We start from the raw sequence: 19,520 nt of genomic DNA on the forward strand, positions 1-19,520 counted from the left end.
ATCGATGTCTCAAGCCAACGTCGTTCATCCGCCGCTGACGGGCGGAAAGCTCGTCATCGGGACGATCGCCGTGTCGCTCGCCGTGTTCATGAACGTGCTCGACACGTCGATCGCGAACGTCTCGATTCCGTCGATCTCGGGCGATCTCGGTGTCTCGTCCGATCAGGGCACGTGGGTCATCACGTCGTTCGCGGTCGCCAACGCCATCTCGGTGCCGCTCACCGGCTGGCTCACGCAGCGCATCGGGCAAGTGAAGCTGTTTCTCGGCTCGATCATTCTCTTCGTGATCGCTTCATGGCTGTGCGGACTCGCGCCGACGCTGCCCTTCCTGCTCGCCGCGCGCGTGCTGCAAGGCGCGGTCGCCGGCCCGATGATCCCGCTGTCGCAAACGCTCCTGCTCGCGAGCTACCCGCGCGAGAAAGCGCCCATTGCGTTATCCATGTGGTCGATGACCACGCTCATTGCGCCTGTCGCCGGGCCGATTCTCGGCGGCTGGATCTCGGACAACATCTCATGGCCGTGGATCTTCTACGTGAACATTCCGGTCGGCTTCATTGCGGCCATCGCGACGTTCATGATTTTCCGCGACCGCGATTCCGCCATCCGTAAAGCGCCCATCGATTCGGTCGGGCTCGGCTTGCTCGTAGTCTGGGTCGGCTCGCTGCAGATCATGCTGGACAAGGGCAAGGATCTCGACTGGTTCAATTCGACGACCATCGTCGTGCTCGCGCTGGTCGCGGTGATCGCGTTCGCGTTCTTCATCGTTTGGGAGCTGACGGCGGAGCATCCGGTCGTCGATCTGTCGTTGTTCGCGCTGCGCAACTTCTCGGGCGGGACCATTGCGCTCTCGGTCGGCTATGGGCTCTACTTCGGCAATCTCGTGTTGTTGCCGCTGTGGCTGCAAACGGTGATCGGCTACACGGCCACCGACGCCGGGCTCGTGATGGCGCCCGTCGGATTGTTCGCGGTACTGCTCTCGCCGATCACGGGCAAATTCCTGCCACGCACCGACCCGCGCCGGATTGCAACTGCCGCGTTTCTCGTGTTCGCGCTGTGCTTCTGGATGCGTTCGCGCTACACCACGGGCGTCGATACCTGGTCGCTCACGCTGCCCACGCTGATTCAGGGTATCGCGATGGCGGGCTTCTTCATTCCGCTGGTGTCGATCACGCTGTCGGGTTTGCCGGGGCATCGCATTCCGGCGGCGTCGGGCTTGTCGAACTTCGTGCGGATCATGTGCGGCGGTATCGGCACGTCGATTTTTTCGACGGCCTGGGAGCATCGGTCGATCGTTCATCACGTGCAACTGGTGGAGCAGGCGAATTCGTTCAATCCGAACTTCACCAATTCGATGCAGCAGATGGGCGCAATCGGCTATTCGCACGATCAGACTTACGGTCTCTTCAACAGCATGGCGACGCAGCAGGCCGCACAACTCGGCGTGAACGACATGTTCTATATCTCGGCGGGGATTTTCGTCGCGCTGATCGCATTGATCTGGATCACGAAGCCCGAACGCTCGGGCGGCGGAGATTCAGCGGCGGCGGCATCGGCGGCGCATTGATCGTTGCGGTTCGTTTGGCACGGACGTAAAAAAGCCCAGACTTCTCGTCTGGGCTTTTTTTCGTTGCGCAGGTTGTAAGTCTGGCGTCGCTGACTCGCTCAGCCCGCCGTGACGATCAACCGTTCCGGCGCAAGCACGCCCTCGCCCGCTTTCGCCACGCCAAGCAGCCGTCCGCCTTCTTGCGTGTACACGCGCACGCGGCCCGCTTCGAGCATGTCCGTCGATACATCCGACAGCTTGAGGCGCTGGCCATGCAAAAAACGCCGGGTGGCATCGTCGTCCAGACGCACTTCCGGGAACGTCGACAGCAGCGCATCCACCGGCTGAAGCCACGCATCGCGCGCGATTTCGTCGATGTTCGCCAATGCATCGAGCGTCACCGCATGGTCGAGCGTCAACGCGCCCACGCCCGTCCGCCGCAACGCCGTCAGATGCGCGCCGCATTCCAATGTCTCGCCGATATCCTCAGCCAGGGTGCGTACATACGTGCCCTTGCTGCAGGTCACGCGAAACGTGACGAGCGGCAACGCACACGCGATCATCTCCAACGCGTGGATGGTGACGTTGCGCCCTTCGCGCTCCACGGTCTGTCCCGCGCGCGCGTATTCGTAGAGCGGCTTGCCGTCACGTTTGAGCGCGGAATACATCGGTGGAATTTGCACGATCTCGCCGAGAAAGCGCGTCATGGCATCTCGCACAGCCGCTTCGTCGCACGTCACCGCGCGCTCGTCGATGGCTTCGCCTTCCGCGTCGCCCGTCGTCGTGCGCATACCGAGGCGCATCGTCGCTTCGTAGGTCTTGTCGGCTTCGAGCAAATCCTGCGAAAACTTGGTTGCTTCACCGAAACAAAGCGGCAGCAAACCCGTCGCGAGGGGATCGAGCGTACCCGTGTGTCCCGCCTTCTTCGCGAGAAAAAGCCGCTTCGCCTTGATGAGCGCGTCGTTGCTGGACAAACCGAGCGGCTTGTCCAGCAGCAACACGCCATCTAACGCGCGCCGGGCAATCTTCGGGCGCGGCGAGTCCTTCGTTGCACCGCTCATCGCTCAGGCGCCTTCTTCGTCGTCTTTGGCGCGCGAGGCGTTCGCTTCGTCGATCAGACGCGACATCTCCACGGCTTTCTCGATCGTCTGGTCGTAGTGAAAGTGCAGCGTCGGCACCGTATGAATGTGCAGGCGCTTGAACAATTGGTTATGAAGATGCCCGGCCGCGTGGTTCAACGCTTCCTCGGTTTCCTTCGGGTCGCCGGTGAGCGTCGTGAAATAGACCTTCGCGTGCGCGTAATCGGGCGTGAGTTCGACGCTCTGCATCGTCACCATGCCGATGCGCGGATCTTTCACCTCGCGCATCAGCTCGGAGAGATCGCGCTGAATCTGATCGGCGATCTGCACGTTGCGATTCGGGGAAGTACGTTTTTTAGCCATGATGTTTTCCGTATATTCGTCGCGCGCCGCACAAAAGAAAAAGGGCGGAGCGAGCCGCGCGGCCCGCTCCGCCCTCTCGCCTTGGCGGCTCGCTGCAAGTTACCGCTTTACAGCGTACGAGCCACTTCGGTCACTTCGAAGACTTCCAGTTGGTCGCCTTCGACGATGTCGTTGAAGTTCTTCATCGAGATACCGCACTCGAAGCCCTGACGCACTTCCTTGACGTCGTCCTTGAAACGCTTGAGCGAGTCGAGTTCGCCGGTGTGGATCACGACGTTGTTGCGAATCACGCGCACCGAAGAGGAACGCTTGACCACGCCGTCCGTGACCATACAACCTGCGATAAGGCCGATCTTCGGCACGCGGATGACCTGGCGCACCTCGACCATACCCGTAACCGTTTCGCGCTTCTCCGGCGAGAGCATGCCGGACATTGCCGCCTTCACTTCATCCACAGCGTCATAGATGATGTTGTAGTAGCGAATGTCGATGCCGTTGGATTCCGCCAGCTTGCGGGCTTGCGCATCCGCACGCGTGTTGAAGCCGATGATGACCGCCTTCGAAGCCGTCGCCAAATTGACGTCCGACTCGCTGATCGCGCCGACCGCGCTGTGCACGATTTGCACGCGCACTTCGTTGGTCGAAAGCTTTTGCAGCGATTGCACCAGCGCTTCCTGCGAACCCTGCACGTCGGCCTTGACGATGAGCGGCAGATTCTGCACTTCGCCTTCGCCCATTTGCTCCAGCATGTTCTCGAGCTTCGCGGCCTGTTGCTTGGCGAGCTTGACGTCGCGGAACTTGCCTTGACGGAACAGCGCGATTTCGCGCGCCTTGCGCTCGTCCGGCAGCACGATGACTTCTTCGCCCGCAGCCGGCACTTCCGACAGACCCTGGATTTCCACCGGGATCGACGGACCCGCCGTCTTGGTCGGCTTGCCGGTTTCGTCCAGCATGGCGCGAACGCGACCGTACGCGCTGCCCGCCAGAACCACGTCGCCGCGATTCAACGTGCCCGACTGCACCAGGATGGTTGCGACCGGACCCTTGCCCTTGTCGAGCTTGGCTTCGATCACGAGACCCTTGGCCGGTGCGTCGATCGGTGCCTTCAGTTCCAGCACTTCAGCCTGCAGCGACACGTTTTCCAGAAGGTCGTCGATACCCTTGCCGGTTTTCGCCGACACTTCGATGAACGGGGAATCGCCGCCGTACTCTTCCGGCACCACGCCTTCCGCGACGAGTTCCTGCTTCACGCGGTCGGAATTGGCTTCCGGCTTGTCGATCTTGTTGATCGCCACGACGATAGGCACGCCACCCGCCTTCGCGTGGGCGATGGCTTCCTTCGTTTGCGGCATCACCCCGTCGTCGGCCGCGACGACCAGAATGACGATGTCGGTTGCCTTCGCACCGCGCGCACGCATGGCCGTGAAGGCCTCGTGACCCGGCGTGTCGAGGAAGGTGATGACGCCACGCGGCGTTTCGACGTGATATGCGCCGATATGCTGCGTGATGCCGCCCGCTTCGCCCGCCGCCACCTTGGCGCGACGGATGTAGTCCAGGAGCGAGGTCTTGCCGTGGTCGACGTGACCCATGACGGTGACGACCGGCGGACGCGGCAGACGCTCTGCCGTTTCTTCCGTGGTTTCGCCTTCGACCAGCAGCGCTTCCGGATCGTCCAGCTTCGCCGCGACCGCGCGATGGCCCAGTTCCTCGACGATGATCATCGCCGTTTCCTGATCCAGCACTTGGTTGATCGTGACCATCTGGCCGAGCTTCATCATGATCTTGATGACTTCGGACGCCTTCACCGCCATCTTGTGCGCGAGATCGGCCACCGAGATGGTTTCCGGCACGTGCACTTCACGGATGATCGGCTCGGTCGGCGCCTGGAACGTGGTCTGTTCCTGATGCTTGCCGCGACCTTTCGGGCCACCGCGCCAGCCGCGATCTACGCCGCCGCTCGTGTCGCCGCGCGTCTTGATGCCACGGCGCTTGGACGCGTCGTCCTGCCAGCCGCCTTTGCCGCCGGCCTTCTTCTTGTCGCCCGCGGGTGCGGTCGTGGCGGGTGCCGCCGTGCCGCCCGCTGCCGGCTTCTTCGCCACGGCAGGACGTGCCGCCGTCGCGCCTTCCGGACGCGCGGGCTTGTGCAGCGTGCCTTTCGCTTCCGCAGCCTTGGCTGCTTCGGCCGGCTTGGCGACCACGGGCGCCGGCTCCGGCGCCTTTACCTGCGCCTTGCGCGGCGTGTTCATCATCTCGCGGATGGCGCGTGCCTCGGCTTCCGCTGCCGCGCGACGCTTCGCGATCTGTTCCTGTTCGACACGCGTTTTTTCAGCAGCGGCGCGCGCGGCGTCCTCCGCCTTCTTGGCGGCTTCGCGTTGCGCGGCGCGCTCGCTGGCAGCCTTCTCTTCCGCAGCCTTTTCGGCGGCTTCGCGTTGCGCGGTGTCGTCGACCTTCGGCTCGGGCTTCACTTCAGCCTTTGCATCGACCGTCGGCGGCGTGCGCGCTTCCTGACGCGCAGCCGATGCCGCGCGCGAGATTTCCGCTGCCTGCGCGGCAGCAGCCGCACGGCGCGCCGCTTCGTCTTCCTGACGACGACGCTCGGCTTCAGCCGCTTCCTCACGCTGACGACGCTCGCTTTCCTCGCGTTCGAGCTGAGCCTGACGCTCCTTCAGCTCGCGCTCTTCGCGCTCGAGCTGCTCGGCGGCGCGACGCGCTTCTTCCTCGCGGCGCTGCAATTCGGCTTCGTCGACTTCTTCCTCGACCGGAGCGGGCGCCTCGGCGGCTTGTTCCACGCCGGCCTCGTCGCGCTTCATGAATACACGCTTCTTGCGCACCTCGACCTGAATGGTGCGAGCTTTACCCGTTGCGTCAGATTGCTTGATCTCCGACGTATGCCGGCGGGTCAAAGTGATCTTGCGCTTGTCGGCGTCGGCGGAACCGTGCGACTTGCGCAAATGATCGAGCAGACGCGCCTTGTCCGTCTCGGACAGGTCGTCGTTCGCGCTTGCTTTCTGGACGCCAGCCGCCTGCAACTGCTCGAGCAGGACGCCCGCAGGCATTTTGAGTTCCGCGGCAAATTGGGCTACGTTGTTACTCGCCATTCATTCCTCTTGATGCAAGGACATATCCTTGCGGTTAGATCGGGGTCACGCGGCCAAACCGGCCGCCAAATATCAGTGCGCCATGGTCATTTCTCACTGGAACCAGTGTTCACGTGCTTTCATGATCAACGCCTTAGCGGCATCCTCTTCCACACCGGTCATTTCGACCAGTTCATCCACAGCCAGCTCCGCAAGTTCGTCGCGGGTCTGGATCTGGTGTTCAGCGAGCTTCGCGAGAAGCTCGTTGTCCATTCCTTCGAGACTCTTCAGATCGAGCGCGACGCCTTCGACCTTCTCTTCGTTGGCGATCGCCATGGTCAGCAACGCGTCGCGCGAACGGTTACGCAGTTCGTGCACCGTGTCTTCGTCGAAGGCTTCGATCTCGAGCATTTCGTTGAGCGGCACGTACGCGATTTCTTCGAGGCTCGTAAAGCCTTCGTCGATCAGGATGTCGGCGACTTCCTCGTCCACATCCAGACGCGCCATGAACAGATCGCGCAACTTGCCACGTTCTTCGTTCTGCTTCAGCGCCGATTCGTCCGGCGTCATGATGTTGATCTGCCAGCCGGTGAGCTCGCTGGCGAGTCGAACGTTCTGGCCGCTTCGGCCGATGGCAACCGCGAGTTCGTTTTCGTCTACGACGACGTCCATCGAATGCTTTTCTTCATCCACGACAATCGACTGGACGGCTGCCGGCGCGAGAGCGCCGATCACGAACTGGGCGGGGTCTTCCGACCATAGCACGATGTCCACGTTCTCGCCACCAAGCTCGTTGCGTACGGCCTGCACGCGCGAACCGCGGATGCCGACGCAAGTGCCGATCGGGTCGATACGCTTGTCATAGGCGATCACCCCGATTTTCGCACGCACGCCAGGATCGCGCGCGGCCGCCTTGATCTCCAGCAGGCCTTGCTCGATTTCCGGCACTTCCAGCTCGAACAGTTTCATCAGAAACTCTGGCGCAGTGCGCGAAAGCTCGATTTGCGGGCCGCGCGCCGTGCGGTCGACCTTGGCGATGTACGCGCGCACACGGTCGCCCACCCGCAAGTTTTCCTTCGGGATCAACTGGTCACGGCGCAGCAGCGCTTCCACGCGACCGGATTCGACGATGAAATTTCCCTTGTCCAAACGCTTGACCGAGCCGGTCATGATCTTTTCGCCGCGCTCGAGGAAGTCGTTCAAGATTTGCTCGCGCTCGGCGTCGCGCACTTTCTGCAGGATGACTTGCTTCGCTGCCTGGGCGCCGATACGGCCGAATTCGATGGACGGAATCGGTTCTTCGATGAAGTCGTCCACCTGCGCGTCGGGCTGTTGCTCCTTCGCTTCGAACAGCAGAATTTCTTGATCCGGCTCTTGCAGGCCGGCCTCGTCCGGCACCACGCGCCAGCGGCGGAAGGTTTCGTGCTCGCCGCTTTCACGGTCGATCGCCACGCGAATGTCGACGTCTTCCTCGAACAGCTTTTTCGTTGCCGATGCAAGCGCAGCCTCCAGGGCTGCATACACCACGTCCTTGTTGACGTTCTTTTCGCGCGCCAGCGCATCCGCCAGCATCAAAACTTCGCGACTCATTGTTTGCGGCTCCTAAAGTCAACTTTGGGGACGAGACGTGCTTTGTCGAGGTCCGCGAGCGTGAAATCGAGCATCGCGGCGCCGTCCTTCCCTTCAAATTCCAAACCGATCGTGTCGCCGTCGGGGGCATGCAAAATGCCACGGTACGACTTGCGCCCGTCCAACGGCTTTTTCAATGTGATGACGACTTCGCTCCCCGCGAAGCGTTCGAAATCCGCCAGCTTCTTGAGCGGACGGTCGAGACCCGGCGACGAGACTTCGAGCCGGTCGTAATCGATATTCTCGACTTCGAGCACATACTGGAGCTGGCGTGTGACTTTCTCGCAGTCCTCGATGGCGATACCGCCCGGATGGTCGATATATAAACGCAGCATGCCGCCTCCCGAACGCTCGAGATCGACAAGCTCGTAGCCTAAGCCCGAGACCGTGGTTTCAATCAGTTCCGTCAGTTGCACAGTCACTCCAAGGTGTTCGCGCGCTCCACGCCGACAACACCTGCGGGCATGCGCCATAAGCGGGCGCGCACCCTTCTTCCCCGAGATGCCGAACCGAAAAGCCAAAAAAAAATGGGCGCAACGCCCATCTTCTTCAACCGAGATCGCACTCAGGGCAGAGAGAAAAACTACGTGCCCAGCGACTTTGTGATTTTAGCCATTTTTCGGGATAAACGCAAACGTAGACGGCCCGTTCAGGCTCGTTTCGTGCCGGAAGACAGACTTTTTGGCTTGCATTTGCAAAAAACGGTCGACGCCATGAAGAAGCCTGTCGACCGTTACTTGCGAATCCCGCAATGACGCGGATTCAATGACGGCTAGCGCCCGCGCGTCCGATTTCGCGGACCGCCGCGTGCCAGACCGCCCGGCTTGCCTTGTCCCGCGTTTTGCTGGCCGCCCGGACGATTGCCGCGCGGACCGTTGCCATTCGCGGCTCGCTTGGCCGGACCCGCCGCGCCCGGCGCACCACTTTGAGGACGCGCGCCGCGAGGACCGCCACGGCCGCCCGGTGCGCGATTGCCGTTAGCCTCGCCGCCGCCCGCGCGGTTGCCGTTAGCCTCGGCGCCGTTGCGTCGGCCTGTGCCATTGCCGCTCCGGTTGCCCGGGCCGCCGCCAAAACCAGCACCCGCGCCGCCCATGCCAAAGCCGCCCGACATGCCGCCCGCCGCGCCGCGCCGACCGCCGCCGTTGCGTCCCGGTGTTTGCGACTGCGCGATGCGCGCGTGCGACATCAGCACCGGCTCACGCGTGATGATGCCCATCGACGTCTGCATCGGATCGGGCTGCACGCGCGGTGCGGAACTACGGCCACCCTTTTCTTCGGTCGGCAGCTTGAGACCCACCGCCGCGAGCAGGCTGCGCACCTGGTTATCTTCGAGCTCTTCCCAGCGGCCACGCTTGAGACCGCGCGGCAACGCGATCGGACCGTGACGCGTGCGGATCAGGCGGCTGACCATCAAGCCCGCGGCTTCGAACATGCGGCGCACTTCGCGATTGCGGCCTTCGGCCAGCGCGACGTGATACCAGTGATTCGTGCCTTCGCCGCCACCATCTTGAATGCGCAGGAAGTTCGCGGGACCGTCGTCGAGTTCGACGCCCTTTAAAAGCTTCTGCTTCATCCCTTCCGACAACTGGCCGACCACGCGCACCGCGTATTCGCGCTCGACGCTATAGCGCGGATGCATGAAGCGGTTCGCCAGATCGCCCGAGGTGGTAAGCAGCAGCAAGCCTTCGGTATTGAAGTCGAGGCGGCCGACCGCGAGCCACTTGGCGGTTTTCATCGACGGCAGCTTGTCGAACACGGACGCGCGGCCTTCCGGGTCGGCGTGACTGACGATTTCGCCTGTCGGCTTGTGATAGAGCAAGACGCGCGGCGGTTTGCTCGCCAGCTTGCGCTTGAGCGGCTTGCCGTTGATACGCACCTGATCGGTCGGCATGATGCGCTGGCCGATATGCGCCGGCTCGCCGTTCACCGATACACGGCCCGCGATGATCAATTCTTCCATGTCGCGCCGCGAACCCATGCCGGCATCTGCAAGAACCTTGTGCAGCTTGGGCGCGTCGTCGTCCGGTTCGAGCACGCGCTTTTGCTGGGGCGCGTTGCGGCCACGGCGGAGCATCGGCGCGCGCACGCCGCTCACGCCGTTGTCGGCGTCGAAGGCGGGGGACGTGACGTAGGCGAAAACGTCGTCGACATTGGCGGCTGCGGCGCGTTCGCCCGTTGCCGGTGCGGCCTCGGCACGCTTGCCGCGCGCTTGCTGCGGATTCTTGCGCCGGCCGCCTTCGCGCGGCGCGGCTTGAGGCGCGGCATCGGCGGCGACGGGCGCCTCGGTTGCATCGACCGGTTCGCTTGCACCGGCTTCCGCCAATTCACGGCGCGGATTCCTGCGGCCGCCCTTTGCCGCGTTGGCGCGCGGCGCGCGGTTGCCCGCTTCCTTGCGCGGCTTTGCGACCGGTTCCGCGACGACGCCATCCGGCGTTGCCTCGGTCGCGGTGTCGGGTGAACCCGACGCGCCTTCGGCGCCCTTGGTCTTGGCGACAGCGCGGCGCCGCGCGATCAGACTACGTGGCCCGCGGCGCAGGCCGCGGCGCGGACGATCGTCGCCTTCGCCATTCTCGTCGCTGCGCGTGCGTTCGCCGGCGTCGGCCGGTTCATGGGCGTCCGCGGCGTGCACGGGGCGCGCGGAATCAGGCGAATCGCTGTCGTGGGAATGTGTCAAAACAACCTCAAATGTCGAATCGCGCGTCTCGTGAGGCGCGTCAAAAATTTCCGCTGATCGGTTCGGCCGGTCGTCTCGAAATGATCATTTTGGCGAGCCGAAGCGGATCAGGGGCCATGCAAAATTGCGTCAGGCGCGGCGCGCCGTAGGTTCTTCGGAGTCGTCGTCATCCGAAGCGAAGTCGTTCAATGCACGCGTGTCCCGTTCATGGCCGTCTTGCGCGCCATCGGGCGGAGCGGGAACGGCTGAATCGTCGACTTCGTGCGCTTGCGTGCCGTCGGGATGCGCGTGCAGTTCAGGCGCGGCTCTCAGTGGCTGCGCGTGAATTGGGGCGCCCGGACCGGCATCGCGGGAGTCACTCGCGTCGGCGCTTTCGGGTGTTGCTTCAGGCTGTGCCGCGGTTACGTCCGCGGGCTGCACCGGCCCGGTGAGCGCGATGACGGACTCGGACACTTCATTCGGGTTGACTGGCGCACTTGCGGGATGTTCCCCGGCGGCAGTCGATTCATCCGCAATGCTGGCTGTGGGCGGTGTATCGCCGGCAACGCGATCTGGAAAGTCGATCGAATGCTGCGACAACAACGACGCTTCCAGTTGCGCCGACGGATTATCCAGCGCGGGCAATTCATCGAGCGCGGTCAGCCCGAGGTCATCCAGAAACTGCTTCGTCGTGGCGTAGAGCGCCGGACGGCCGGGCACGTCGCGATGGCCGATCACTTCGATCCAGCTCCGATCCTCAAGCTGCTTTACCACTTGCGTGTTGACGGTCACGCCGCGAATCTCTTCGATATCGCCACGCGTTACTGGCTGCCGGTAAGCAATGATCGCAAGCGTTTCAAGCACGGCGCGCGAATACTTCGGCGGCTTTTCCGGATGCAAGCGGTCGAGATAAGTCCGCATCGCCGGCTTGCTTTGAAAGCGCCAGCCCGTTGCGAGCGCGACCAATTCGACGCCGCGGCCCGACCAGTCGGCCTGAAGGCCTTCGAGCAGCGTGCGAAGGGTATCCGCCGATACGTCGTCGGCGAACAGCTTGCGCAATTCACTCAGTCGCAGCGGTTCCTGCGCGCAAATCAATGCAGTCTCGAGGACGATCTTCGCCTCTTGAGTATTCATGCAGCTTGGGTCAACCCTAAATGGTCAATGAGTGGTCAATGAACGGCCAATGATTCGATTCAAACCGGACTTGCGCAGGTTCGAACGCCACCGAAACGGTGCGGACGATAAAGCTGGACGCTGAGTTTCAAGACGCGCTCGCCCGATTTTGGTCGGTCATATTGACTGGGAGCACGCACCGGGGAGAGGCGATATCGGGCGTTCGATCGAGCGAAGCGCCGGGCCATCCAGCCGGACGAGGTGGCGCTTTCCTGGATGAAAGCGCATGACTGAGCGCCATATTACGCAAAAAGAACCGGTGCGTAAAGATGAATACGGGCGAACACGCAATCGGCGCGCTCCTTACTTCGCGCGCCGCCGAGATCCTCGACCTCAGACGCGCGTCGAAAGAAAGACGCGCAAACGCTCGACGCCCTTGTCGAGCCGCGCGGGATCGCACGCGTAGCACCAGCGCACGAAGCCTTCGCCCTCTTCACCAAACGCGCTGCCGGGCGCAAGCCCGAGACCGGCGTCGCGCACCAGCGACTTGCAAAGCTCGAGACTGCGCGACGCGCCGGGCAGCGAGAAGAACAGGTACATCGCACCGTCCGGCGCGCGCACGTCGACGCCGTCGATGGTCTGCAGCGCCTTGACCAGATGATCGCGACTCGCGTGCAGGTCCGCGACGAGCGATTGCGTGAAACGCTCGCCCTCCTCGACTGCGACGATGCCCGCCTGCTGCACGAACGACGGCGCACACGACGTGTTGTATTCCACGAGCTTGCCGAGGTCGTCCATGAGACGCTCGGGCGCGACGATCCAGCCGAGCCGCCAGCCCGTCATGAGCCAGGCCTTCGAAAACGAATTCACGGCGATCACGCGTTCATCGCGCGATGCGAGGTCGAGGAACGACGGCGCAACCTTGCCGTTTCCGCCGTAATACAGGCGCTCGTAGACTTCATCCGCGACGATCCAGATGCCGTGGCGGCGGCAATGCTCGAGAACGGTGCGCTGCTGATCGCGCGTCATCGTCCAGCCGGTCGGGTTGTTCGGCGAGTTGATCATCAGCATGCGCGTCGACGGCGTGAGCGCGGCGAGCAGCCGGTCGAGATCGAGCGTCCAGCCGTTTTCGCCGTAACCGAGCGAAACCGTTTCGACGCTCGCGCCGAGAATCTTCGGAATCTCGACGAGATTCGGCCACAACGGCGTCACCGCGACCACGCGATCGCCCGCGCCGACGACGAGTTGCGCCGCCAGCATCAGCGCGTTCACGCCGGCGCTCGTCACCGCGACGTGCGCGGCCGACGTATCGCCATGCAAGGCCGTGACGTAGCGCGCAAGCGCCTCGCGCAAAGATGCGACGCCGAGGTTATGGGTGTAGAACGTTGCGCCATCGGCGAGTGCGCGACTCGCGGCATCGCGAATGAACGGCGGCGTCACGCGATCCGATTCGCCGAACCAGAACGGCAGCACGTCCGGCACGCCGAAGCCGGCATTCGCCACTTCGCGAATTTGCGACGGACGCAACGCCCGCACGGCATCGCGTGCGTTGGGCGCATGAGGCGCACCGCTTTCGCGCGCGCCCGTCAATTCGCTCAGTTCTGCGCTCACCGCGCCTTCCGATTCACTCATTGCACGCCTCGTCGAATAAAGAACGCAGTCTAACGCTCCCGGCACATTTTCGAGACAAACGGCCCGTCAGGTCAGTTGCTCGGCGCGCGGAGGCAGCGCGGCGATCAGCGACCAGACCGACTCCGCCGCCGGAGACAGCGAGCGGTCGCGCCGTCGTACGAGTTCCACGGTGCGCTCGGCGCGCGGTTCCAGCGGCAGCGCGATCAGCGAGGAATTCGCGGGCAAAGGCAGCGCGAGCCAGGGCAACACGCTCACGCCGACACCCGCCTCGACCAGTCCGAACACCGTCGCCGGATGGCCGAGCTCCTGCACCACCTGCGCCTGAACGCCGTGCCGCTGCATGACGGCATCGATGATTGGCCGGCTTCCCGAAGCCTGATCGAGCATCACGAGCCGCTCTCCCGCGAGCGCTTCCCATGGCGCCGCAGACTCGTGCGCGAGCGGGTGATCGCGGCGTGCGACAAGACAAAACGAATCGGTCATCACGGGCTGGCCGTGAAGGGCGTCGTCGGCCAAAGGCCCGATCACGACGCCGAAATCCGCTTCGCCCGACTTGACCTGGCGGAGCACGTCGGATTGGACATCGTCTCGCAGAATCAATGTGACGAGCGGAAATTCTCGCAGACACGACGCAATCACGCGCGGCATCAGCCGGCACGCGACTGTCGGGCTCGCCGCAACGATCACCCGGCCGCGCTTTTGTTGCCCCAATTCGCGCACTTCGTGGAGCGCGGAGTCGAGGTCGGCAATCAGGCGGGACACCGTGCCGACAAGATTGACGCCAACATCCGTCAACTGCACTTCGCGTGTCGTCCGGTCGATGAGCTTCAGCCCGATTTCCCCTTCTAGCTCGCGCACGCATCGGCTGACCGCCGACTGCGTCAGGCCGATTTCATCGCCTGCGCGGCTGAAACTACGCAACCGCGACACCTCGATAACTGGCGCAGCGTCACGTTCAGCGATCCGTTCATTCCCGCCATTCATCAATAAGCCCGTTTCATACGGATTATAGCGGCGGCAACCACGACAATTCCTCCGAACGTAGTTTCGCTGCGGTGCAGCATAATTGCGAAAACGCACGCTGGATGGGCTCTCTGCACAGGATTGGTGATTGTCCCGATTTCTTATCCGGCTCGTTTCGGGTCTGATACGGGCCATGCTGGCGTTGCGTCAGCCTACTGCCATGCGGGTTTCCCGGATTTTGCGACGCGCATGGCACGGTTCTCGCATTTCATTGCGCACAGAGGTCGGGCGACGTGGCATTCAGAAACAATCGTCTGCCGCACCGTTCCGACTCTCTCCTGGTAATTCGTTCATCGGATTCCGACCAGAGTGCGCGGCGCGGGGCAGCGCACCGGGGTTAGCTTCGCTGAGGTGAGATATGGTGCTGTTCGACGATTTGAGAGATAACGAGTGGGCGCTGGTTGAGGCTTTGTTCTGTTCCGAGCCGGCGCGTAGTGAGCGGCGCGGCCGTCCGCGCGTCGAAGCGCGTTCGGTGGTCAACGCCGTGCTGTGGGTGCTCTCGACGGGTGAAGGCTGGTCGAAGCTGCCCGGGCGTTATCCTTCGCCCCCTACTTGCCGCCGCCGTTTCGACGAATGGCAGGCGGACGGCACGCTTGCCGAAATCGTGAAGCGTTTGTCGAGCAATGGCCGCGAAGTCTCGCTGCGCGGACGCATTGGTTCGAGCGCAGCCAAGCCGCCCGCGCCGCCGAGCCGCGATCGCCTGCGCGGTGCATTCTGGACCAACCCGGAATCGTGGCGCGCCCCGGCCAAGATGGCCTGATCTATCTGTTCCGCTCGAAGCAGGCTGATTTCCATACATTCCCTGTTTCGGCTCAGTTTCGCTTCATTCCCTGCACGCGGGCGTTCGGCCCGCGAGGCATCACCTTCCGCCAATGTTTGCCGCGCACGCCCTTCTTTGCGTGCCGGCCTTTCTCGCCGGTCATAGTATGGCTCGCCAAAAAAACTGGCGAGGCTCAGTTCAAACGGCGGAGAAACAACTCTTTACCATTGCTTACAGCGTGTTGGCTGCGCAAAGCATAGTTTGGTGAGTGGACTAACAGGCCCTGTTCGGGTTTGAGGGGACTCGCCATGAAGGTATCGATACTGCTCGCTTGCGGTGCGCTCGGCGCGCTGACGAGCGCAGCGGCATCTGGGCAAGCCCGGCCGCCGCCGGGGTCGGATTTGCATCTGAATACGAGAGCGGCCATGAGTGCACCGCAGGATATTGCCCGGACGCGCGATGTGACGCCGCCCGCTCCGCGTGGCGATCTGCGCGGCGATATCGCGAGCAATGTGCGCGCGCGTCCCGATTCCGAAAGGGAGAGCCAGGGACGGCATCATTGACGGACGCGCGTTTGCGTAACAAAGTGCTGGACCATTGCCGTGCGAAACGGGATTTTTTTCGTCCGCGCCGGTGTGAAGCCACGGAAAGACCGGACGCCCGAGAAGATGCCCGGCGGACAAGACTGACGACGACGATCCCTCGGCTCGTCAGCCGATCAGTCTCAGCTCCAAGCACTCGCCGTTCAGGCTCTCGCCTCGACTACGACTTCCTGGCCGCCGAACGAATAAGGTTCGCTGCGTCTCAAGTCCCAGTCGATCGAACGTTCGTCGCGGCAAAGCCGGTTGAATTCGTTTTTCCCGCGCTCGGTTACAACAGCGATATCCACGGGTGCATGAAAGCCCGGCGCTGGCGCAACGGTGCGCTGTCTCGTGAGTTCGAGCAGCCCGAGGGCGCGCAGAAGGTCGAAACCTTTGGGACGTTTTGCCCAGGGAACCTGACGATACTGCGCTCGGCGAAGTGCTTCGAGTACGGCTTCGTTAGAATACGTGGTCATCTCGTTCTGTCTTCCTGTGCAGCCATGACGACGCTCGTGACGGTCGCAAGACGGTCCGCGACGTCGACTAAACGCGGCGCGCCGAATTTCGCGTTGCCAAGCATGATCAGCTTGCTGGCGAATGTTTGGCCGCCGCTTGCGTTAGGTGCTGCTTTCTATTACAAGCCCCCGTTGAGAGCGCGCTAATCACGCGCTTTACTGCGACACCCGCCGATGCGTTCCCGAAGTCCGCGATGACGGAACGAATTGTCCTCAAACCAATACGTTACCCCAATCAAATTGGTTCTATTTACTTTATTGCTGCTTTTTTTTGCATTATTTGCGCTTTGGCGACGCCGCCGCGTCCAGATTGCCGTTCTCACCGTCATTTTGGCGTGGGCGTGCGGTAGCGGATGGTTCGCCGGGCCTTTGCTCAATCTGGCGCAACAGGGCTTTGATCAGACGATCACGCCGGACTTCGCACCCAAGACCGACATCGTTCTGATGGGCGGCGGAACGGACAGGGAAGGCACGGGGCTCATCCCGAAAGCGGATTCGATCCCGCGCATTGCGGCGGCGGCGAAGTTGTACCGGGAGTGCCGTGCGTCCGGTGCGTCGTGTCGATTGATCCTGAGCGGCGGCGACCCGCAAAACCACGGTCAGGCCGAAGCGGACAATTACGCGCCTTACGTGCTTGCGCAGGGCGTCGCGCCCGGCGATCTAATCCGCGAAAATCAAAGCCTCAACACTTATCAGAACGCGCGTAATGTCGCCGCCATTCTGGGTGATGCACATGACAGCGATTTGATCGTCATTACGTCGGCGTACCACATGCGACGCTCGCTGGCCGCGTTCGACGCATTCGGTTATCGTCCGCAGGCCTACGTTTCAGATGTGCGACATAACTCCGTCACACTTCTGCCCCGCTTCCGCAGCTTCGAGAACAGCGAGCTTGCGGCGCACGAACTCGTGGGCATGGCGCGCTTCGAGGTGTATCGCTGGCTGCGTCTTTATTAAAGGCGCTGGCCGAATGCGTGAATCGATTGCGCGAGGTTTAGTCAGGACTAGCTAGCAACGAGCCGCACCTGTAAGATCGCGCACCGGCTTTTCGAGGGCCGGCCAGGAATCGTGGTTCGACACGTCGTTGCCCGAATCGGGGTCTACGATGGGTACGGTCCGAAGCGCATTGCCGAAGACGTTCGGGTAGCGAAGCACCTCAGTGCGATGCGGGACTGGATTTTGCTCCGAACTATGCGGCAATACCCGGATCGGACAGGCGATTCCCGGATTCAACTGTCACCAGGAGGTTAAAAATGAAGAAAGTGTCCGTGGCTGTTCTGTTGTCGTTGAGCGCGATTGCATCGGTGGCCTATGCTCAAAGCGAGCAAGGCGTGACGATGAGCACCGATCCCGCGAAGATCGCGGACGTCGAATCGCGCGCACAAGCTCTGCAATCGTCGCAGCAAGACAGTATGCAAGGCATGCATTCGCAGCCCATGCATAAGTCGGGTAGTCATCACAAGAAGTCGCACGGCAAGTCGACGACCGGTTCGAGCCAGTAAGTTCGCTTCCGGCCGCACGGCTAGTTCTGTCGCGCTGCGCTCTGGTGCGTGAGCACCTCGGGCGCAGCGTAATCAGCGAACGAGCCAATCGCCGCTTGATATCTTCGGTAGTCCTGCAACTGATTGCGCCGAGACGGGGTACATCAGGCAATCGATGCGCGTTCTCGTGCCATCCAGTTCCACTTCGACATGCATCCGGTGCGAGCGAAACAGTCCTTCCACACCGGGATACACCTCTTCGATTTCATCGAGCACAGGCACAAGCGATTCTTCGATTCGATAGATATCGCCACGAATCGGCGCACCGGTATCGCCATCGAGCACTAGTCCGGGATAAGCGCCGAAATCGAAAAGATGACCGCGCACGTGCGCCGCGCCCAGATACTCCGGTGTCGCCAGATCATGGCGCTCTGTGGCGCGATTGATATCATTGGCTTCGCCCGCGCGCAGGGTGCCGTACACAAAGACGTATTGCATCGGAGAATGCCGCTCCATTCGTGGCGTTGAACGATCCGCGCATTATGCCCCGCGAAAATGCGCTGCCGGCGGGCCGTCCAAGCTTCCGCCCGAAAGGCGATCCATGACTACGTTCGTCGACACGAATCCATCCAGCGAGAATGTCGAGCACCTCGACATTCCGGTCGAACATTCGCCGACCCGCGATCATCCGATCCGCGTGCGCTCGCGGCCCGTGCCGTATGGCGTGCGAATCGCGCTGCATACACATCCGTGGGCGCAGGTTGCGTACACGTCACGCGGCGTGCTGCGCGTGGCAACCGCCGATTCGACGTGGATGGTGCCGCCTTCCCGTGCGATCTGGGTGCCGCCGAACGTGACGCATGAAGTCGTGATCGTCGAGGACGCGTATCTACGCACCCTTTACGTCGACGCCAGCGTCGTGCCGCCTGGCCTCGGCGCGTGCCGCGTGGTGGAAGTGTCGCCGCTGCTGCGCGAGGTGATCGCCGCACTCGACGAAGACGCGATTTCCCGCCAGCGTGAGCGGCTGCTCGGCACGCTTGCGCTCGATGAAATCATCCGCTCGCAGCCACTTCCGCTTTCCGTGCCGATGCCCAATGACAAGCGCCTGCGCGCGCTCTGCGACGCCGTGCTGAGCGACCCGTCGCATTCGGATCTCGAACGATGGTCGTCGGAAGCCGGGGCGAGCACGCGCACCATCGCGCGGCTCTTCAGGCGCGAGCTCGGCGTGAGCTTTTCGCAATGGCGCCAGCAGGCCGTGCTCGCACGCGCCATTCCGCTTCTGAGCCAGGGACGACCGCTAGCGCAAGTCGCACGGGAATTGGGTTATCAAAGTCAGAGCGCGTTTTCGGCGATGTTTCGCCGCGCTTTCGGGCAAAGTCCTCGCGCGTTTTTTTCGCGTGATGCGGGAACGGGCCACGACGAACGCCCGATGGACGACGCCTAAACGCGGCGCACCATGTGCCGGATCGAACCGAGCAAGGCGAGTCGCGGTCCCGCCGGACGATAGCCCAGACGCACGTACAGGCGCGCGGCGGGGTTGTCGACGAATACGCGCAACTGGCACTCGGCGAGCCCTCGCGCACGCGCCCAGCGATGCGCCGTGTTCAGCAGGAAGGTGCCTGCGCCGCGTCCGCGAAAGCCCTGCGCGATCTGCACGTCACGAATATGCAGCGAGTCGTCTTCCTCCGTCACGCGCATGACACCAATAGGCACGCCGTCCGCCTGCAGGATGAAGTTCTCCGACTCGCGCCAGCTCGACAGAAACAGGTCGCCCCGCCACACGAGATTGTGACGACGATAGTAGCCGACCATGTTGTCGTGCGTGAGCGCTTCGGCGAAAGCGAAATCCGCCATCGACGCCTGGCGCAACTGGAACAGAGAGAGGTCTTCGGTCGGGTCGAGCATCGCACGCGGGACGGGCACGAGGAGGTGCCCTAAACACTATGACAGTGCGCGCCTGCTGGCAATCGACAAATCGATGTTTGCGCAGGATTCGGTGCGCGGGACCTGACGCAAGCGAAAAAACGAGCCCAAAAAAAATCCAGCCCGAAGGCTGGATTTTCTCAACTAG

General features: G+C 62.7%; 19 protein-coding genes. 7 read left to right on the forward strand and 12 right to left on the reverse strand.

Annotated elements, in window-relative coordinates:
* Positions 1-4: 4 nt before the first annotated feature.
* The gene (locus QCE79_RS08385; protein ID WP_244825401.1) at positions 5-1,564 is read left to right on the forward strand and encodes a DHA2 family efflux MFS transporter permease subunit; all 1,560 of its coding nucleotides are present in this window, start codon (positions 5-7) and stop codon (positions 1,562-1,564) included.
* A 98-nt stretch (positions 1,565-1,662) separates the two neighbouring features.
* Here the strand turns inward: QCE79_RS08385 and truB are convergent, their stop codons facing one another.
* The 5 genes from truB to rimP all read right to left on the reverse strand — a co-directional run bounded on the left by truB (position 1,663) and on the right by rimP (position 8,107).
* Entirely contained in the window at positions 1,663-2,604 is a 942-nt protein-coding gene (gene truB / locus QCE79_RS08390; protein ID WP_250525930.1) for a tRNA pseudouridine(55) synthase TruB, read from the reverse strand.
* Positions 2,605-2,607: 3 nt separating this feature from the next.
* Positions 2,608-2,985 (reverse strand): 30S ribosome-binding factor RbfA, encoded by a 378-nt coding sequence (gene rbfA / locus QCE79_RS08395; RefSeq protein ID WP_244825403.1) that lies wholly within the window; start codon positions 2,983-2,985, stop codon positions 2,608-2,610.
* 107 nt (positions 2,986-3,092) lie between these two features.
* Positions 3,093-6,083 (reverse strand): translation initiation factor IF-2, encoded by a 2,991-nt coding sequence (gene infB / locus QCE79_RS08400; RefSeq protein ID WP_244825404.1) that lies wholly within the window; start codon positions 6,081-6,083, stop codon positions 3,093-3,095.
* A gap of 93 nt (positions 6,084-6,176) precedes the next feature.
* Complete coding sequence (nusA, locus tag QCE79_RS08405; RefSeq protein ID WP_244825405.1) at positions 6,177-7,652, reverse strand: transcription termination factor NusA; 1,476 nt, start codon at positions 7,650-7,652, stop codon at positions 6,177-6,179.
* Positions 7,649-8,107, reverse strand: a complete 459-nt coding sequence (rimP, locus tag QCE79_RS08410; protein ID WP_309845257.1) for a ribosome maturation factor RimP — start codon at positions 8,105-8,107, stop codon at positions 7,649-7,651. Before rimP ends, nusA begins: the two co-directional genes overlap by 4 nt.
* A 111-nt stretch (positions 8,108-8,218) precedes the next feature.
* On the opposite strand from rimP, the gene QCE79_RS08415 reads away from it, so the two are divergent.
* Positions 8,219-8,446 (forward strand): hypothetical protein, encoded by a 228-nt coding sequence (locus QCE79_RS08415; protein WP_250492486.1) that lies wholly within the window; start codon positions 8,219-8,221, stop codon positions 8,444-8,446.
* A gap of 17 nt (positions 8,447-8,463) precedes the next feature.
* Here QCE79_RS08415 and rluB read toward each other — a convergent pair whose 3' ends face one another.
* From rluB to QCE79_RS08435, 4 genes are all read right to left on the reverse strand, one after another.
* Positions 8,464-10,365: a 23S rRNA pseudouridine(2605) synthase RluB gene (gene rluB / locus QCE79_RS08420; RefSeq protein ID WP_309843341.1), complete on the reverse strand. Its 1,902-nt coding sequence runs from the start codon at positions 10,363-10,365 to the stop codon at positions 8,464-8,466.
* A gap of 129 nt (positions 10,366-10,494) precedes the next feature.
* Positions 10,495-11,478, reverse strand: a complete 984-nt coding sequence (scpB, locus tag QCE79_RS08425; RefSeq protein WP_309843343.1) for an SMC-Scp complex subunit ScpB — start codon at positions 11,476-11,478, stop codon at positions 10,495-10,497.
* Positions 11,479-11,850: 372 nt separating this feature from the next.
* Entirely contained in the window at positions 11,851-13,089 is a 1,239-nt protein-coding gene (locus tag QCE79_RS08430) for a pyridoxal phosphate-dependent aminotransferase (RefSeq protein WP_244825409.1), read from the reverse strand.
* Positions 13,090-13,155: 66 nt separating this feature from the next.
* Entirely contained in the window at positions 13,156-14,073 is a 918-nt protein-coding gene (locus QCE79_RS08435; protein ID WP_309843345.1) for a LysR substrate-binding domain-containing protein, read from the reverse strand.
* A 397-nt stretch (positions 14,074-14,470) separates the two neighbouring features.
* On the opposite strand from QCE79_RS08435, the gene QCE79_RS08440 reads away from it, so the two are divergent.
* Together QCE79_RS08440 and QCE79_RS08445 are read left to right on the forward strand one after the other, a co-directional pair.
* Entirely contained in the window at positions 14,471-14,872 is a 402-nt protein-coding gene (locus QCE79_RS08440) for a transposase (RefSeq protein ID WP_050454634.1), read from the forward strand.
* Between the two features lie 308 nt (positions 14,873-15,180).
* Positions 15,181-15,435 carry a hypothetical protein gene (locus QCE79_RS08445; RefSeq protein ID WP_250465050.1) on the forward strand — a complete coding sequence of 85 codons (255 nt, stop codon included), beginning with the start codon at positions 15,181-15,183 and terminating at the stop codon, positions 15,433-15,435.
* A 182-nt stretch (positions 15,436-15,617) separates the two neighbouring features.
* Here the strand turns inward: QCE79_RS08445 and QCE79_RS08450 are convergent, their stop codons facing one another.
* Positions 15,618-15,929 carry a hypothetical protein gene (locus QCE79_RS08450; protein ID WP_244825411.1) on the reverse strand — a complete coding sequence of 104 codons (312 nt, stop codon included), beginning with the start codon at positions 15,927-15,929 and terminating at the stop codon, positions 15,618-15,620.
* A gap of 408 nt (positions 15,930-16,337) precedes the next feature.
* Here QCE79_RS08450 and QCE79_RS08455 point away from each other — a divergent pair, with 408 nt between their 5' ends.
* Together QCE79_RS08455 and QCE79_RS08460 are read left to right on the forward strand one after the other, a co-directional pair.
* The gene (locus QCE79_RS08455; protein WP_250492491.1) at positions 16,338-16,925 is read left to right on the forward strand and encodes a YdcF family protein; all 588 of its coding nucleotides are present in this window, start codon (positions 16,338-16,340) and stop codon (positions 16,923-16,925) included.
* Between the two features lie 296 nt (positions 16,926-17,221).
* Positions 17,222-17,470: a hypothetical protein gene (locus tag QCE79_RS08460; protein WP_250465054.1), complete on the forward strand. Its 249-nt coding sequence runs from the start codon at positions 17,222-17,224 to the stop codon at positions 17,468-17,470.
* Between the two features lie 72 nt (positions 17,471-17,542).
* Here QCE79_RS08460 and QCE79_RS08465 read toward each other — a convergent pair whose 3' ends face one another.
* Positions 17,543-17,947, reverse strand: coding sequence for a gamma-glutamylcyclotransferase family protein (locus QCE79_RS08465; RefSeq protein ID WP_309843356.1), 405 nt, complete (start codon positions 17,945-17,947; stop codon positions 17,543-17,545).
* Between the two features lie 103 nt (positions 17,948-18,050).
* Here QCE79_RS08465 and QCE79_RS08470 point away from each other — a divergent pair, with 103 nt between their 5' ends.
* Entirely contained in the window at positions 18,051-18,893 is an 843-nt protein-coding gene (locus tag QCE79_RS08470; RefSeq protein ID WP_309843358.1) for a helix-turn-helix transcriptional regulator, read from the forward strand.
* Here QCE79_RS08470 and QCE79_RS08475 read toward each other — a convergent pair.
* Positions 18,890-19,372, reverse strand: coding sequence for a GNAT family N-acetyltransferase (locus tag QCE79_RS08475; RefSeq protein ID WP_244825416.1), 483 nt, complete (start codon positions 19,370-19,372; stop codon positions 18,890-18,892). The genes QCE79_RS08470 and QCE79_RS08475 overlap by 4 nt on opposite strands.
* Between the last annotated feature and the right edge of the window lie 148 nt (positions 19,373-19,520).

This window comes from Caballeronia sp. LZ003, from assembly GCF_031451465.1.
In the GTDB taxonomy this organism is placed as follows: Bacteria; Pseudomonadota; Gammaproteobacteria; order Burkholderiales; family Burkholderiaceae; genus Caballeronia.

Bases quoted from the DNA above. Each gene is read 5' to 3' on its own strand.
- QCE79_RS08440 (WP_050454634.1), top strand. From the start codon at position 14,471: ATGGTGCTGTTCGACGATTTGAGAGATAACGAGTGGGCGCTGGTTGAG.
- scpB (WP_309843343.1), bottom strand. From the start codon at position 11,478: ATGAATACTCAAGAGGCGAAGATCGTCCTCGAGACTGCATTGATTTGC.
- QCE79_RS08450 (WP_244825411.1), bottom strand. From the start codon at position 15,929: ATGACCACGTATTCTAACGAAGCCGTACTCGAAGCACTTCGCCGAGCG.
- QCE79_RS08445 (WP_250465050.1), top strand. From the start codon at position 15,181: ATGAAGGTATCGATACTGCTCGCTTGCGGTGCGCTCGGCGCGCTGACG.
- infB (WP_244825404.1), bottom strand. From the start codon at position 6,083: ATGGCGAGTAACAACGTAGCCCAATTTGCCGCGGAACTCAAAATGCCT.
- QCE79_RS08435 (WP_309843345.1), bottom strand. From the start codon at position 14,073: ATGAATGGCGGGAATGAACGGATCGCTGAACGTGACGCTGCGCCAGTT.
- truB (WP_250525930.1), bottom strand. From the start codon at position 2,604: ATGAGCGGTGCAACGAAGGACTCGCCGCGCCCGAAGATTGCCCGGCGC.
- QCE79_RS08415 (WP_250492486.1), top strand. From the start codon at position 8,219: ATGGGCGCAACGCCCATCTTCTTCAACCGAGATCGCACTCAGGGCAGA.
- QCE79_RS08465 (WP_309843356.1), bottom strand. From the start codon at position 17,947: ATGCAATACGTCTTTGTGTACGGCACCCTGCGCGCGGGCGAAGCCAAT.
- QCE79_RS08460 (WP_250465054.1), top strand. From the start codon at position 17,222: ATGAAGAAAGTGTCCGTGGCTGTTCTGTTGTCGTTGAGCGCGATTGCA.
- rbfA (WP_244825403.1), bottom strand. From the start codon at position 2,985: ATGGCTAAAAAACGTACTTCCCCGAATCGCAACGTGCAGATCGCCGAT.
- QCE79_RS08430 (WP_244825409.1), bottom strand. From the start codon at position 13,089: ATGAGTGAATCGGAAGGCGCGGTGAGCGCAGAACTGAGCGAATTGACG.
- QCE79_RS08470 (WP_309843358.1), top strand. From the start codon at position 18,051: ATGACTACGTTCGTCGACACGAATCCATCCAGCGAGAATGTCGAGCAC.
- nusA (WP_244825405.1), bottom strand. From the start codon at position 7,652: ATGAGTCGCGAAGTTTTGATGCTGGCGGATGCGCTGGCGCGCGAAAAG.
- QCE79_RS08385 (WP_244825401.1), top strand. From the start codon at position 5: ATGTCTCAAGCCAACGTCGTTCATCCGCCGCTGACGGGCGGAAAGCTC.